The following is a 15,783-nucleotide window of genomic DNA, read 5'->3' as shown; positions in this document are numbered from 1 at the left end:
TACACCCCTTTTTTATGCAAGTCGCAAACTATTTAGCTGTGATTTTAAAGCATCCATTTGACCTTTAATGCTTCCATCAACTACTTTGTCACCAACACGAACGATAAGCCCACCAATAAGTGATGCATCAATTTGTGCATCAAGTTCGATTGTTTTACCTGTTCCTTGTTCAAGGTTCTCTTTAATTTGCGCTAGTTGCTGATTTGTGAGTGGCATTGCAGAAGTTACTGTAGCTTTAATAAGCCCTTCATCTTCTTTTGCCATTTCTATAAATTGTGTAAGAATACGGATTAAGTATTCTGTACGAGATTTTTTAATGATAAGCCCCATAAGGCCAACGAACTCATCTGATACACGTCCACTAAAGGCTTGCTCAATAAGTTCTAATTTTTGTGCTTCAATTACACTTGGATGACCAAGAAGATTCATGTACTCTGGTTCGTTCTTAAGAACTTCACAAATAGCACTTGCTTCTTCTTTAAACTTTGTCATTGCCCCTTGTTCTTTGGCAATTTCGAAGAGGGCAGTAGCATAACGGTTTACAACTATCTCAGCCACTGTACATCCCCCATCTCTTTAATCATATCATCAACTAATGCATTTTGTTTATCTGCACTCATTGATTCAGCTACAAACTTACTTGCCATAAGTGTAGCTACTTCGATCATTTCTTGTTTCATCTCAGATTGAACACGTTCTTTTTCAAGTTCGATATCTTTAAATGCTTTTTCTTTAATGGCTTCAGCTTCTTTTTTAGCCTCGTTAATAATTTCTTCTTCACGGACTAATGCTTTTGCTCTTGCTTGTTTTAATATTTCACTAGCTTCTGCCTCGATATTAACAAGTTTACTTTGGTAATCTTTTTTAAGGCTTTCTGCATCTTTTTTAGCATTTGTAGCACCATTTACTTCTGCTGCAATCATTGCTTGACGTTTATCTAAAAACTCACTTACTGGTTTAAATAATAACTTCGCTAGAATTGCAATAATTAGAAATAGAGCAAGAAGCTGCACAAACCATTCCCATCCTGTTTGCATGGAAAATTCAATAATTTTTGAGCTCAAAGGGAAATTCCCTCCTTTCTATGTCTTATACCGCTTACTATGTTTTTATTAGCCAAGTAACTCAATATATTTTGTAATAAGTGGGTTAGCGAATAAAAGAATAATAGCTACGATAAGACCATAGATACCTGTTGTTTCAGCTACCGCTGCACCAAGTAACATTGTACGTACTACGTCTGATTGTGCTTCTGGTTGACGACCTACTGCTTCTGCACCTTTACCAGCTGCGTAACCTTGACCAATACCAGGTCCAATACCTGCGATCATTGCAAGACCAGCACCAATTGCTGAACATGCTAAAATTAAAGCTCTTCCATCGATTTGGTTATCCATTATGAATTCCTCCTTAAATATACAACTAATAAGTTAATGTTTTTGTTCTTATGCAAATAAATTTACGAATAATAAGAGTAATGCAATGATAAGGGCATAAATCCCTGTTGTTTGAGCAACTGCTTGCCCAAGAAGCATTGTTCTTACAATCGCACTTTGAAGCTTAGGTCTTTTACCAACAGCTTCTGCAGCTTTACCCGCTGCATAACCTTGTCCAATACCAGGTCCAATACCTGCGATCATTGCTAAACCTGCACCAATTGCGGAAGCCGCAAGTACAAGTGCAATGCCACCTTTATTAAGAAGTGGATTGGCAAATAACATAATAATGGCAATAACTAATGAGAAAATCCCTGAAGTTTCGGCTACTGCAGCACCTAGTAACATAACTAAAGTTGCTGGTTTACCACCATCTTTAGGATTTTTGCCCATTGCCTCAGCTGCTTTACCCGCTGCAAAACCTTGTCCAATACCTGGTCCAATACCTGCAATCATTGCAAGTCCTGCACCAATCGCTGAGAAGGCTAAAACGAGAGCTACTGGGTCAACATTTGCCATCCATCCGAATAGGAACTCTGTATATCCCATACTTTCACCTCTTTTTTTATTCTTCCATTGCGCTGGATACGAATGTCATGCTTAGCATAACAAAGATAAGGGTTTGTAACGCACCTGCAAACACATCGAAATATGAATGTAGGATTGAAGGTAAACCAAGTTGTGCCCACCATGGCATCATCGCGTAGTATAATCCCATGATAATGGTTCCACCTAAGATGTTACCAAATAAACGGAAACTTAATGAGATTGGGTTAGCAAGCTCACCAATGATGTTAAGCGGTAACAATAATGGTATTGGTTCTAAGAAGCCTTTAAGGTAGTTTGCACCTTTGGATCTTAAACCAAAATAGTGGATCATGAAAAATGTGGTTAATGATAATGCAAATGTTGTTGCAATATCAGCAGTAGGTGGTCTTAGTCCAATTAATCCTGTTAAGTTACATAACAAAATAAATAAAAACATAGGACCATAGAATGCACCGAATTTTCTATTTTTCTCACCCATTGTACTAGATGTAAAGTTATAAATCGTATCAACTAAAAACTCGATAATAATTTGGAACTTAGTATCTGGTATAGTCTTAAAGTTTTTAACTTTAGCACGTACAATAAGAGCAAATATAGTTAAAACAGCCATTACTAAAAAAGTATTAATATGTGTTGTTGTGAGACCATAAGGTTTACCATCAATTGTAAAGAAAGTTACGACTTGATGAATCCCAAAGTCTAAATTTTGCTCCACCTACTCACTCTCCTTTCCATATAAATTTCTATGCTAAAGAGCTTACGCTCTTGTTGCTAAAATAATTAGTTTCTTACACCTAACTGTGCATATGCTCCTACTTTCATAGAAATCAGTCCAAAGAACACGCCTATTAGACTAACACTTGGAGATAAAGCTGCTATGAATAATACAAGACCTGTTACTAAATAACGTAACATATAGTGTCTTTGTGTATAATTTTTAGCCTTACCTTCTGGCATAGCAACAGCCTTAGTAAAAGTGAGTTCCATAAGCCTTAATTTAAGAAGTGCAATGACTAGTCCCAAAAAGATTCCCGTTGTCCATGCTAATGAATCTGAAGTAAAAAACATTCCGATTCCATAAACAACAAGCGAAAAGGCAACCATTGTAACTTGCATTAAATGTTGTTTAATATATGCCTTATTCATCTCTCTCTTTTTCTCCTCTCTTAGCTTCTTTTCCTATTATATAGAATAAATTACGAAAAGCGGCCCCTACTCCTAGTAATATAAAAATAATCAGGAATAAGGGAGATTTGTTAGTGGTATTATCTATAAAAATCCCTAAAAATACACATAAAAAGATAGGAACAGCCATGGAAAAACCAACTTGTTCTAGAAGGGCTAATGCTCTTATCCAGCCTCGTTGCTTCATGATTTCCACCTACTTCTTAGCATTATAAATATAATCATCTGGACGAGGTGAACCTTCTATAAAATAAGAAAGGATTGCTTCAACAATACGTCTTGATGCTTCTCCATCACCAAATGGATTTTTGGCCTGTGCCATTTCTTTATAAACAACTTCATCTGTAAGAAGTTCTTTCGTTAAGTTATAAATTGTTTCTTTTTCTACACCTGCAAGTTTAAGTGTACCAGCCTCAATACCTTCTGGTCTTTCTGTTACATTACGAAGGACAAGAACTGGTTTACCCATAGAAGGTACTTCTTCTTGAAGTCCGCCTGAATCAGTAAGAACTAAATAAGATCTTTGCATTAAGTTATGCATATCTTTAAGATCAAGTGGCTCTATAAGATGTACGTTTTGTAAGTCTCCTAAGATTTCATAGGCTACGTCACGTACAGCTGGATTCTTATGAACAGCATAGACAACTTCAACATCACTAAATTCATTAGCAATTGCTTTAACAGCCTCACAAATGTTACGTAAAGGCTCTCCTAAATTCTCTCTTCTATGTGCTGTCATAGTAATAACACGTTTATTTGCATAATCGATACCATTTAATATATCTACTGTAAAATGATAATCTTCACTAATTGTTGTTTTAAGTGCATCAATAACAGTATTGCCTGTTACATAAATTGCTTTTTCATCTACGGCTTCACGTAATAAATTCCCTTTTGCAAGTGGTGTTGGTGAAAAGTGTAACGTAGCAATAGCGCCTGCTAATTTTCTGTTCATCTCTTCTGGGAACGGTTCGTATATGTTATATGTACGAAGTCCTGCCTCAACATGTCCAACTGGAATTTGTTTATAGAAGGCAGCAAGTGCAGTAACGAAAGTTGTTGAAGTATCCCCATGTACAAGTACAATATCTGGTTTTGCTTCTTCAAGTACCCCTTCCATTCCTTCTAAAACACGTGTTGTAATACCTGTTAATGTTTGTCTATCTTTCATGATATTTAAGTCATAATCTGGTTTAATGTCAAATATCTCTAATACTTGGTCGAGCATCTCACGATGTTGAGCTGTTACACACACTAGATTCTCTATGTTGTCATTTTTTTCAAGTTCTTTTACTAAAGGTGCCATTTTAATTGCTTCTGGTCTTGTTCCAAAAACACTCATAACACGGATCTTTTGGTCCATTTCTTTACTCTCCTATCCTATTAGCAATATAGTACTTATTTCTATTGTGTTTATTATATTGTAATAATATGTACGTATATAAAAAAAACCAGCTTTTAATCCTTACTACTTTACCATTATAATCATACAATTGTAAATGCTTTATGTATAAGTTGGATTATATTGAATCTTATATAAAATTACGCCGCACTCTAATTCTCTTGCATTATAACATTTCTAGATTCTTACTGTCTAATACTAAAATGACTTTTGTTCATTTTAGTATTCTTATTTTATTAACATAAAAAAGAGGCGTTTTATAACACCTCTTCGCTCTCTCCAAAGTCCTCTTCTCCTACGAGCATTATACAATTCTTTCCTAAATCTTTGCCTCTTAGTAAGGCCTTATCAGCTAAGTGTACTAAATCTTTTTTATCTACTTTGGTATCTGGATAAGCAGATACACCCATTGTTATCGTTACGGGAATATTAATATCTTTGATTGTTACAAGCTCAGGTACTGATTGTTGAAACCCTCTAAAGACTTTCATCCCTTCTTCTAACGCTAAAGGAAGTAGGAGTACAAACTCATCCCCCCCATAACGGATAACTTTTCCATTATATCTACTTATAGCTTCTGTTGCAGCATGAGAAATGGCTTGAAGTACTTCATCGCCCTTTCTATGCCCCAATAAATCATTTACTGCTTTAAAGTTATCTGAATCAAAAATCCCTATTGTTAATAGCTCATAATTTTTAATAAGCTGTTCAATCATACGATTTAGCTGCCTTCTATTATAAACACCTGTAAGCGGATCCTTTTTCGATTCTTGTGACACTTGTTCATACAATCTAGAATTCATTGTATTAGAAGCAATAAATGTAGCTAGTGTTTCAAAAAATACTCTATTATTTGCAGTAAAAAAGTTAGCTTGTCCATGTTCTAATACTAAGCCTCCTATTACACTCTCATCAACAAAGTTCATAAGTGGTACAACTAATCTAGACTGTGGAATACTTGCACCTTCTATAATAGGATATTCTATTTCTTCTTCTGTATAGATATAAGTATTTCTTAGAATTTTAATTTCTTTACTGATTGTACTTTCATCTAGCTCTAAAAACTCATTATTAAATTCCGTACTTCTATAATAGACTTTAATACGATCTCCATGATACGCCCATAGATAACAGGCGTTAACACCTGTTACCCCCATAAGCATATCTGTCATCGCATTCATCAAAGCTTTAAAAGATCCAATATTGTTAGCGACTTTAATGATTTCCCCTAGTACCCATAGCATGCCTTTTTGCGCTTGAAGTTCTTTCTCAAGGTTGCCTATTGTAACCATTTGTCTTGCAGCCACTTCATTCATCGCGGTCCCTCCCCTGGTCCTACAATGTAGTTGCTTTATTTAGTAACTATTTTATTTATCGTCAAGTTTTAGCTTATGCATTAAAGATCTTTGAAAACTTTCTCGCTAATCCTTACAGTTTCCATAGCATCTTTTGCATAGAAGTCCGCACCTACGAATTCTGCCAACTCTGGTGTAAGAACTGCGCCTCCTACTATAACTTTACACTTTGGTTCAACTTTTTTCAAGCTTTCTATTGTTTCTTTCATACTTGCAACTGTCGTTGTCATAAGTGCACTGAGTCCAACTAACTTAACTTCATGCTTTTTAACCGCTTCTAAAACAGCTTCAGTTGGTACATCCTTACCTAAATCTATTACTGTAAAACCATAGTTTTGCATAATAACCTTAACGATATTTTTACCTATATCATGAATGTCTCCATGTACAGTTGCTAAAATAACTTTTGGCCCACTTTGATGTGTTCCTCCATTTTTAATCATAGCTACTTTTAATACTTCAAAGCTACTTTGTGCTGCTTCTGCTGACTTAATAAGCTGTGGCAAGTATAACACTTGTTTTTCATAGTCATCTCCAACCTGGTTAAGCGCAGGTACAATAAACTTTTCTACTATTTCTAGTGGTTCATAATCTTTTAAGTATTGCTGTGTAATCTTGTATGCTTCTTCTTTAAGCCCTTTAATAATGGCTTGTTCAAGGGTATATTCATTACTTGTAGATACTTCCTTACTGACTTCTTGCTGTTTACTAAAGTAATCTATATAATCTTTTGATTCTTTATCTTTCCCTACTAATACTCTATAAGATAAAATAGCCTCTATCATTTCTTTATTCTTTGGATTCATAATTGGTGCATCTAACCCTTGTAAGAGTGCCATTGTAAGCATCGCTTGGTTAAGTGCTGGTCTTGCTGGAAGTCCAAAAGACACATTACTTACTCCAAGTACTGTCTTTACACCCAACTCTTCTTTTACTAATTTTACAGCTCTTAATGTCTCATAAACTAATTCTTGCTGTGCAGATGCTGTAACTACAAGACAATCTATAAAGATGTCCTCTTTAGGTATATTGTATGACTTAGCTGCCTCAACTATAATTCTTGCTACTTCTAGTCTTTCTTCAGCTGTATTTGGAATACCTTTTTCATCTAGTGTAAGTCCTAATACGGCTGCACCATACTTTTTAGCAATTGGTAAAATAGCATCTAGACTTTCCTTTTTACCATTCACTGAGTTAATAAGTGGTTTACCATTATAAATACGAACAGATTCTTCTAATGCTTTAACGTTAGATGAATCAATTTGAAGTGGCAAATCTACTACCCCTTGTATTTGTTTAATTGCTTTTTTAAGCATACCAACTTCATCTATATCAGGTAATCCCATATTGACATCGAGTAAGTCAGCGCCTTCTTCTTTTTGCTCTAGTGCAAGTCTAAGGATGTAATCCATATTATCTTCTCTTAAAGCTTGTTGAAGTAACTTCTTACCTGTTGGATTCAGTCTTTCTCCTATTATTCTTACATCATCAAAAAATACTGCTTTTTGACTACTACAAATCCCACATAATTTTTTAGGTACAATAGGTTTAGGCTGAATGTCACTTACTTTATCCACAACACCTTTAATATAAGACGGATTTGTTCCACAACATCCACCTAAAATACTCACACCAAGTTCTGCAAAGTAACCCATGTAGTGTGTAAACTCTTCTTCTGTAATATTATAAACAGCTTTTCCATCCTTCATATCTGGCAACCCAGCATTAGGTTGTACGAGTACTGGGATAGAAGCTAAGCCTACAAGTTGCTCTACTAATGGTACAAGTTCTTTAGGTCCTAAGCTACAGTTAATACCAAGTGCATCCACACCTAATGCTTCTAGCGTTAATACCATGGCTTCTAAACTTGTCCCAAAGAAGGTTCTCCCATTTGCTTCAAAGGTCATGGTACAGAAGATAGGTAATGAAGTATTTTCTTTAGCTGCAAGTACCCCTGCCTTAAGCTCATATAAGTCTGTAAAGGTCTCAAAAAGGATAATATCTGCTCCTGCTTTTTCTCCTGCTATAACTTGTTCTTTGAATACTTCATAAGCTTCTTCAAAAGAAATATCCCCTACTGGTTCAATGAGTTTCCCTGTTGAACCTATGTCTAATACAACTTTACCTTTATTTTTCTTACTTACTGCACTTTTTGCAATACCTACTGCTTGTGTAATAACTTCTTCAACTGTATAGTTGGTTTCATTTATTTTATAGCGATTTGCTCCAAAAGTATTGGTTGTTACACAGTCTGCTCCTGCATCTAAGTAATCTAAATGAACTTGTTCTACTAACTCTCTATGAGTAAAGTTGAAAAGTTCTGGTATCTCACCTAACTTTAACCCCTTATTCTGAAGCACTGTTCCCATTGCACCATCAAAAAATCTAACTGCCACACTTTTCACCTCGTTTTCTATAAATACACTTATCTTGTATCAAGCAGCTCTCACATCCTTTATGTCTTTTCTCTTTTATACTAGATAGGCCTATAAAAGCTGTAACTGATTTGAGTGGAATAAGCATTCCTGCCTTTGTTGTTGTAATACCTGCTTTTCTTGTTGCATCTAAAAAATTTAAAATTTCTGTTTGTACTGTAAGAGGTACATCTCCATAACCTGGACTATAACGCATAGTTAAGTATTGTCCCTCTTTTATGTTTTTCATGATTTCTTCTTCTACATGATCACATGCTTGCTCGATTAAAACATTGGCACAAGCGTTATAAATAAGTGCTTTCATCATATCAGTCTGCTGAGTCCCACTAATACGTTTATCAATTTCACTTCCTATTGTTACAGCCATTACATATAATTGATTACAGTTTTTAACAACCTTTGCTAAATCTGCACTCTCTATTTGAAAATTGATTTCTTGAAATACTATTAGATCTTCTTTCGGTTCTATATTAAAAAGTCCATAGACCTCTCTGATCCTAGCCATAGACTCTATTTCACCATAGGCAGTAAGTATTTCTTGTTTAAGTGTTGCATCTGCCGCATGGTAAGGTACATTGATATATCTCAGTACTTCTCTAAGTATAATTTCATCTTTTGCCATAATGATTTAAGCCCTCTTTGTCTTTACTGCATAATTAATTCCCCTAATGTTTTCCATTATACGTTTTGCAATATCTGCTTGATTCATAGTATATAAGTGAATCCCATCGACACCAGATGCTAGTAAGTCAATAATCTGCATGGTTGCATAAGCAATGCCAGCTTCTTTTAAAGCTTGTGCATTATGATTATAAGCCTTTACAAGACCTTGGATTGTACTTGGAATGCTTGCACCACATAAAGTCACCATACGTTCTAATTGTTTTGCAGATGTAATAGGCATAATCCCTGCAACAATAGGCGTTTGTATCCCTAAGCTTCTCACTTGGTCACGCCATTTATAAAAGGCTTCATTGTCAAAGAAAAGTTGGCTAATAAGTACGTCTGTTCCACATTCAATTTTATGTTTTAAGTGTGTTATATCATCATCTAAAGTAAGTGCTTCTATATGTTTTTCTGGATAGCAGGCTGCTGCTACATCAAAATTTCCGTTTTCTTTTATGTAACTTACTAAATCATTTGCATAATGGAATTCACCTAAACTTGCTCCTTCTGGTAAATCACCTCTTAGTGCTAGGATATTTTCTACACCTTCATCTTCTAGTTCTTGTAATATCTGAGCCATGCTTTCCTTTGTGCCATCTACACACGTTAAATGCGCCAGTGGTGTAATATTATATTTATTCTTTAATACAGATGCAATTTGTACTGTATTTCCCCTTGTACTTCCACCTGCACCATAAGTTACACTAATAAAATCTGGTGATAAGGGTGCTAATGCATCAATAGTACTATAAATACTATCTATTGATGTTGTTTGCTTTGGTGGAAAAATCTCAAACGAAATGACTGGTTTATTTTTTTCAAATATTTCACTTATTTTCATGCTAAATCCCCTTTTACTCATCTATTTTTTTAATACGGACACAAACGGATTATCTTTAATGTAGAATCGCCATTCTTTGTCTTTATATTCTTCGGCATAGTCAATATTGATACGCTTGTCTGTTACAATCTCTTTTGGTGTTTCACCTTCTTCAATATATAACGCACCTTCTTTTGTAACATCTATCTCATTTAAAAATTTATCAATTTCTAAGGCTTTACACAGCTTACCTGGTCCATTGGTTAAATCTTGTACTTTCTTAGATTTAATAGGTCTGTTGGCTTTACAATACACTAGACTCTCTTCATCTAATGGCTCGACAGCCCTTATTAATACACAATGAGGTATATTCACCTCATTGGCTACGATATTGAGGCAGTAATACATACCATAAATAAGATAAATATAGGTTATCCCACCTTCGTCAAAAATAGGTTTTGTCCGAGCAGTTGGCTTACCACCATAAGTATGGGCACCTTTATCATCTGGCCCTAAATATGCTTCTGTTTCAACAATTTTGAAAGCATATCGCTTCCCATCTTTCACTCTTACTAATGTCTTTCCTAACAAGTCTTTTGCTACTTTTAGCCCATCTCTTAGATAGAAGGAACGCTTAATGTTACTTTCCACTTCTTTCCTCCCTTCTTATTCTTGCTGGTCTTACATGCTTCATATCTTGGAAAAGTGCATTCATCTCAGCTCCAATAAGTACAAGCATACCACTGGTATAAAGCCAAATAAGTAAAATGAATATGCTTCCAATACTTCCATACATTTGATTATATTTACTGAACTTATCTACGTAGATTGAAAAGAGATAAGAAAAAGCATACCAACTGATACTAGCAAAAATAGTACCTGGCCATACATTCCCATCTCTTAAATGTTTTCTCGGAACATATTTGTAGATAATATATAAACCTACCAACAGAGCTGCTACTGGCAAGGTGAAACGAACAAGATCCCACAGCATTTTATAATATTGCTGTTCAATACTAAATCGATGAATAATATATTCACCTATTCTATTTCCAAATACTAATAATACAATCATCCCTGCTATCAACACTGCAAGAATAACTGAATAAATCATAGAAATAATCTTTCTAATAAAAAAGGATCTTTCATCTACAGCACTATAAGCCTTATAAATACCTTTCATCATAGCATTTACAGCTGCTGATGCTGACCAGATTGCAGCAATCGCACTAAATGACAGTAGTGTTGCACTACGGTATTCAATTAACTGATTAATTGTCTGCTCAATAAAAGGCATAATCGCAGTTGGAATAACTTCTGCTAAGTACACCATAAATTCACTCTGTGCAATATTCGTAAATGTTAAAATAGAGATGACCATAACCAAAAATGGGAAAAATGCTAATACCCAATAATACGTAATTTGTGCACTTCTAGAAGCAATTTCATGTCCTGTAAATCGCTTTTCTAATTTCAATATATAATCTATAAAATACTTTATTTTCTCCAATGATATTCCTCACTTTTATGTACAATCTCATATTCAGTATATCTCGAGCTAAGTGGAAGTATACTCACTTTATCCATCATTTTTATAAATCTTTTTTATAACTATATCATAATTTATATTTTTGTAAAAGTTTTTGCTCATAAAAAAAACACAAGCATTTGCTTGTGTTTTTGTGACTATTTATTTCTAAGCTCTTTCGCTTTACGTTTCATTTTGTTCATAAAACCTTCTTTTTGTGGCGTTGGAAGTTTTCCAGAAACCACATTAACAAGCATAATACCTGCTACTTCGGCTTTAATTTGTTTTTTAACAGGTACTGTATTGTATACAACTTCATCACACATAAGTGTTACGATTTGTGGACCTGCTTTTGCAATAACAACTGGCATTTTACGTTTACGTTGCATTTTTGGAACTTGTTCTTTTACTTGTTTAGGAAGCTTTAAGTTCTCTAATTTATCTTTCTTCTTATCAATAACAAATAATGGAACCACTTGTTTATATTGGTTAACCATTTGTTGTTGTTCATCATATCTTTTTTGTAGCTTTCTACCCCAAAAATAAAGCCCAGCACCGATTGCGGCAATTACGACTACCCATATTAAAACTACCATCCAGGTTTCCATCTTAGACCTCCTTGTACAACTTTAATCTTCAAATAGTATAGCATATAACCGAATATACCACAATATGATTAACATATTAGTTTTTATCTTACAAAAAGGTGGTATCATCATGCTTATTTTCTTCCTTATTTTATCCCTATTCATCAATTTAAGTCTCATAGGCTATATGATTTTTATTGAGCATAAAGATGTAACCGCAACATGGGCGTGGCTAATGGTACTCCTATTTCTTCCTTTTATTGGATTCTTTCTCTATCTTTTTTTTGGACAGAGTATGAAAAAACGTAAGATGTTTAATAAAAAAGAAGAATCTGATCGTTATATGCATCTACTACATAGTGAGATTTATAAAGACTCATGTAGTCATTGCACCCATAATAACTGTTCAAGTTGTTGTGACTATAACCTTTTACACTTCTTACTCATCGGTCATGAATCTGTCTATACCTGTGATAATGCAATAGAAATCTTCACCGATGGTCACGCTAAATTTAATGCACTCTTTGAAGATATCAAGTCTGCAACTCAATATGTTCATCTAGAGTACTATATTATTCATAATGATAAGTTAGGTCTGGCATTTAAAGACTTACTTATCAAGAAAGCATCTGAGGGGGTAGAAGTCTCATTACTCTATGATGGTATGGGTTGCCTTAAAACACCTTCTTCCTATTTTAAGGAGCTCAGAGAAGCCGGAATTAATTTAACCTGCTTTGCACCACCTTTTACACCTTGGCTTAACCTCCATTTTAATTATCGTAACCATCGCAAACTCTGTATTATTGATGATAAAGTTGCCTATCTTGGTGGTTTTAATGTGGGTGATGAATATCTTGGAAAAAGTAAACGTATGGGGTATTGGCGTGATACCCATCTTAAAATAGTAGGTAGTGGTGCTTTACTTTGCAATCTTCAATTTCTATTAGATTGGCGTTTTGCATCACATGAGTCCCATTGTCTAGATCATTATAAGCTGCCTAATCTAGCACCTTTATGCCATGCTACAGGCGCTATTATACAGCTTGTTTCAAGTGGCCCTGATTCTAAGTACCCTACAATTAGAAATGGCTATATCAAAATGATTAATGAAGCAAAGTCTAGTATTTGGATTCAAACCCCTTACTTTATTCCTGATGAAGCACTTCTTACTGCTCTCAAGCTAGCAAGCTTATCTGGCCTTGATGTACGTATTATGATTCCTAACAAACCTGACCATATGTTTGTTTATTGGGCAACTTATTCTTATATTGGTGAACTTATAAGCTGTGGAGCTAGAGCCTATACTTATGAAAAGGGTTTTCTACATTCTAAAACCATTGTAATAGACCAAACCCTTTCTTGTGTAGGGACAGCAAACTTTGATATGAGAAGTCTAAAACTTAACTTTGAGATGAATGCTTTTATCTATGACAAAAGCTCCGCTATTCAACTTAGCGAAGCTTTTGAAAAAGATTTATTAGATTGTAAAGATCTAACTTTAGAAATTTATGATGCTAGGCCTCTATTTATCAAGTTTAAAGAATCTATTTCTAGGCTATTTTCACCTATTCTTTAATAGCCACCAATAACAATATCAGCACCTGATCGCTTAACTGTACAATATGTAACATCTTCAAAAATATACTTTACTAAGCTACCCATTGTAACTTTCACACCTGAGTGAAGTATATTTTTGACTTTGATTTGCCCTCCTGTAGCATCTTGTATGCTCTCAGAAAGTTCCTTATATCTACTTGATAGTTCTCTGTGAGTACTTTGAGTTTGCTGCCTCGTAATTAATAATTTCCTTAGAAGTTCTAGCTTATCTGGTGGTAATTCTCCTCTAGCTTGTTTGGTTGTAAGGAAATTTACACTTTGACCAATTTTACTTAGTTCTTCTGATAGTGTAAAGTATTTCTTTTCAATCTGTTTAAATTCATTCATAACATGTGGTGGTATACCAATTTGTAAGTCTGTTTGTGTTGCCATTGAAGAACCCATCGTAGTAGCAGTTATATAATGACTTGCTATAATCTGCCCTCCAACTATAAGCCCTTTTCCTTTTTCTACATAAACATTGCTAGCTGCAACTTGGCTATGCATAATAGCTTCTGCTACTACATTCCCTGTAGCTTCTACACTTGCATTTTGAATAAACTTCGCCACCAAATTCCCATTGGTCTTTACAGTTCCTTTATCTATACCTTGTATACCATACCAAACACTGATATCACCTTCAGCTTCAAGATGTGCTGCCTCTACGCTTCCATGGATTTCTATGTTGCCCGTGGCCTTTACTTTGAAGCCATTTTTAACACTTCCATTGATAAGTATACTTCCTACAAATTCTACATTACCTGTACTACTATCCACGTCTTTTTCAATGACTAAAAGTGGAGCAATATAAATATTATGTTTATCATAGCAAAGACGACCACTGATACCTGCTACTAATGTTTTACCATCTTCTAATAAGTCTACATTTTTACCACGTGGTAACCTTATATCTTTACCTTTGACTGCGCGTACTACTTCGCCAAAAACATTCATACCTTCTATACCCTCAGTAGCAGGTACTTTTTCATATAGAACTTGCCCTTTATTCACATTATGAACTATATTTAAGCTTTTAAAGTCTACAGTACCATCTTCATTTTCTTTAGGTTGAACTTTATTAAAGTTTTCTACATCAAAATGAAATAGGCTTTTAGCATCATCACCTTTTTGTGGCACCATTCCTCTTGCAATGATATATTTAAACTCCATTTGTCTATTTGACTCAATATCATTTAAGACATTCTCATCAAGTCCATATACTATTCCTTTATCATGGATTTGCTTTTTTATTTCATCTATCCCTAACTGCTTTCCATCTCCTAAAGATGGTTTAAAAGATACTACAGCAAGCATCTTATCTGGTGTCACTTCTAAAGTCATTGTCTCATTAACAGCTTCTCTTAATGTATCCATGCGTAGCCCCCCATTTTATCTGATGTTTGATTAGTACTCTTAATTCTTTATGCTTAATCTGCAATTTCTTCTCTATATATTTATAATTACTCTGTAATCTCTTCTAATAACGCTCTTACGGTGTCTTCTACATCTTGTGGTAATCTTTTCTTTTCTTCTGCACTTAAACTCGCTACGTCTATTGGCTTACCTACATTAACATAAATTGTAGTTTTTTGAATTCTACCCTTTTCTTCTAACACCTTATAACTGTTTTGAATAGCTATAGGTACAATCGGTACGTTTGCTTTTGTTGCTAGTTTAAAGCTTCCTGCTTTAAAGCTTCCCATTTCTGGTCCTTTTTGGCGTGTTCCTTCTGGAAAGATTACTACTGACTGCCCTTGTTTAAGTTCATCGATCCCATCTAAAATCGCTTTTAGAGATTGTTTCATATCATCTCTTACAATATAAATACACCCCATTGCATCAAACCATGGTCCAATAACAGGCATTTTCTTTGTTTCATCTTTTCCAATAAAGATTAAAGTATCCTTTTCTACTAGCGTAGCCATAACAGGACTATCAAAAAGACCTTTATGATTTGCCATATAAACAACTGGCCCATGTTCAGGTAAATTTTCTTTACCTTTAATCACAAGTTCTGCTCCTGCTGCACGTATCATTCTCCGGCTTAATTCTCTCATCATTGCATAAATTTTAGCACGATAAGCTTGCTTTGTTGCACGATCTAACTCTTTGTTATCCACTCTATATCTTTTACGATTAAATGTATTGGTTACAAAGTGAAAACCCATAGCCCATAATACCCAAATTCCTCTTAGCACATTCTCACTTCCTTCTTTTGTTTTGT

The 15,783-nt window shown here is 34.6% G+C and carries 18 protein-coding genes and 1 pseudogene; 1 reads left to right on the top strand and 18 read right to left on the bottom strand.

Translation table 11 applies throughout. The annotated features are described in order from the left end of the window. Nucleotides 1-12: 12 nt before the first annotated feature. From BN2390_RS04585 to BN2390_RS04515, 16 genes and pseudogenes are all read right to left on the bottom strand, one after another. Nucleotides 13-558 (bottom strand): F0F1 ATP synthase subunit delta, encoded by a 546-nt coding sequence (locus tag BN2390_RS04585; protein ID WP_053983172.1) that lies wholly within the window; start codon nucleotides 556-558, stop codon nucleotides 13-15. Beyond that, nucleotides 546-1,064, bottom strand: coding sequence for a F0F1 ATP synthase subunit B (atpF, locus tag BN2390_RS04580; RefSeq protein WP_053983171.1), 519 nt, complete (start codon nucleotides 1,062-1,064; stop codon nucleotides 546-548). The genes BN2390_RS04585 and atpF overlap by 13 nt, the downstream gene beginning before the upstream one ends. Nucleotides 1,065-1,112: 48 nt before the next feature. Next, nucleotides 1,113-1,397 carry an ATP synthase F0 subunit C gene (atpE, locus tag BN2390_RS04575; protein WP_053983170.1) on the bottom strand — a complete coding sequence of 95 codons (285 nt, stop codon included), beginning with the start codon at nucleotides 1,395-1,397 and terminating at the stop codon, nucleotides 1,113-1,115. Nucleotides 1,398-1,445: 48 nt separating this feature from the next. Next, complete coding sequence (atpE, locus tag BN2390_RS22370; RefSeq protein WP_334291884.1) at nucleotides 1,446-1,658, bottom strand: ATP synthase F0 subunit C; 213 nt, start codon at nucleotides 1,656-1,658, stop codon at nucleotides 1,446-1,448. Between the two features lie 33 nt (nucleotides 1,659-1,691). Further along, a pseudogene (locus tag BN2390_RS22365) lies at nucleotides 1,692-1,955 on the bottom strand (ATP synthase Fo subunit C); the annotation flags it as partial. Between the two features lie 46 nt (nucleotides 1,956-2,001). Further along, a complete protein-coding gene (gene atpB / locus BN2390_RS04565; protein ID WP_053983168.1) occupies nucleotides 2,002-2,700 on the bottom strand; it encodes a F0F1 ATP synthase subunit A in 699 nt (232 codons plus the stop codon). A gap of 65 nt (nucleotides 2,701-2,765) precedes the next feature. Continuing rightward, nucleotides 2,766-3,131: an ATP synthase subunit I gene (locus tag BN2390_RS04560; protein WP_053983167.1), complete on the bottom strand. Its 366-nt coding sequence runs from the start codon at nucleotides 3,129-3,131 to the stop codon at nucleotides 2,766-2,768. Further along, nucleotides 3,124-3,357 (bottom strand): AtpZ/AtpI family protein, encoded by a 234-nt coding sequence (locus BN2390_RS04555; protein WP_053983166.1) that lies wholly within the window; start codon nucleotides 3,355-3,357, stop codon nucleotides 3,124-3,126. The genes BN2390_RS04560 and BN2390_RS04555 overlap by 8 nt, the downstream gene beginning before the upstream one ends. A 9-nt stretch (nucleotides 3,358-3,366) precedes the next feature. Then, the gene (wecB, locus tag BN2390_RS04550) at nucleotides 3,367-4,533 is read right to left on the bottom strand and encodes a non-hydrolyzing UDP-N-acetylglucosamine 2-epimerase (RefSeq protein WP_053983165.1); all 1,167 of its coding nucleotides are present in this window, start codon (nucleotides 4,531-4,533) and stop codon (nucleotides 3,367-3,369) included. A 296-nt stretch (nucleotides 4,534-4,829) separates the two neighbouring features. Further along, nucleotides 4,830-5,888, bottom strand: coding sequence for a sensor domain-containing diguanylate cyclase (locus BN2390_RS04545; RefSeq protein WP_053983164.1), 1,059 nt, complete (start codon nucleotides 5,886-5,888; stop codon nucleotides 4,830-4,832). Between the two features lie 80 nt (nucleotides 5,889-5,968). Next, nucleotides 5,969-8,323: a homocysteine S-methyltransferase family protein gene (locus BN2390_RS04540; RefSeq protein ID WP_330373700.1), complete on the bottom strand. Its 2,355-nt coding sequence runs from the start codon at nucleotides 8,321-8,323 to the stop codon at nucleotides 5,969-5,971. Continuing rightward, nucleotides 8,313-8,984, bottom strand: a complete 672-nt coding sequence (locus BN2390_RS04535) for a vitamin B12 dependent-methionine synthase activation domain-containing protein (protein WP_053983163.1) — start codon at nucleotides 8,982-8,984, stop codon at nucleotides 8,313-8,315. The genes BN2390_RS04540 and BN2390_RS04535 overlap by 11 nt, the downstream gene beginning before the upstream one ends. A 6-nt stretch (nucleotides 8,985-8,990) precedes the next feature. Next, nucleotides 8,991-9,869, bottom strand: coding sequence for a methylenetetrahydrofolate reductase [NAD(P)H] (metF, locus tag BN2390_RS04530; RefSeq protein WP_053983162.1), 879 nt, complete (start codon nucleotides 9,867-9,869; stop codon nucleotides 8,991-8,993). A gap of 21 nt (nucleotides 9,870-9,890) precedes the next feature. Next, entirely contained in the window at nucleotides 9,891-10,499 is a 609-nt protein-coding gene (locus BN2390_RS04525; RefSeq protein WP_242847643.1) for a DNA-3-methyladenine glycosylase, read from the bottom strand. Beyond that, the gene (locus tag BN2390_RS04520; protein WP_053983161.1) at nucleotides 10,489-11,358 is read right to left on the bottom strand and encodes a YihY/virulence factor BrkB family protein; all 870 of its coding nucleotides are present in this window, start codon (nucleotides 11,356-11,358) and stop codon (nucleotides 10,489-10,491) included. Before BN2390_RS04520 ends, BN2390_RS04525 begins: the two co-directional genes overlap by 11 nt. Before the next feature lie 176 nt (nucleotides 11,359-11,534). Continuing rightward, nucleotides 11,535-11,984 carry a Z-ring associated ZapG family protein gene (locus tag BN2390_RS04515; protein WP_053983160.1) on the bottom strand — a complete coding sequence of 150 codons (450 nt, stop codon included), beginning with the start codon at nucleotides 11,982-11,984 and terminating at the stop codon, nucleotides 11,535-11,537. 64 nt (nucleotides 11,985-12,048) lie between these two features. Here BN2390_RS04515 and cls point away from each other — a divergent pair, with 64 nt between their 5' ends. Then, complete coding sequence (cls, locus tag BN2390_RS04510) at nucleotides 12,049-13,539, top strand: cardiolipin synthase (protein WP_242847642.1); 1,491 nt, start codon at nucleotides 12,049-12,051, stop codon at nucleotides 13,537-13,539. Here the strand turns inward: cls and BN2390_RS04505 are convergent. Next, on the bottom strand, nucleotides 13,536-14,933 hold the full coding sequence (locus BN2390_RS04505; RefSeq protein ID WP_053983158.1) for a DUF342 domain-containing protein: 1,398 nt from the start codon (nucleotides 14,931-14,933) through the stop codon (nucleotides 13,536-13,538). The two genes, cls and BN2390_RS04505, sit on opposite strands and share 4 nt — an antisense overlap. An 86-nt stretch (nucleotides 14,934-15,019) precedes the next feature. Next, on the bottom strand, nucleotides 15,020-15,757 hold the full coding sequence (locus BN2390_RS04500) for a lysophospholipid acyltransferase family protein (RefSeq protein WP_053983157.1): 738 nt from the start codon (nucleotides 15,755-15,757) through the stop codon (nucleotides 15,020-15,022). Nucleotides 15,758-15,783 lie beyond the last annotated feature (26 nt).

The sequence above is a fragment of the Niameybacter massiliensis genome (genome assembly GCF_001282685.1).
In the GTDB taxonomy this organism is placed as follows: domain Bacteria; phylum Bacillota; class Clostridia; order Lachnospirales; family Cellulosilyticaceae; genus Holtiella; species Holtiella tumoricola.
Note: the sequence above shows the minus strand (reverse complement) of the source record. Positions and strands in the feature narration are given on the sequence as shown.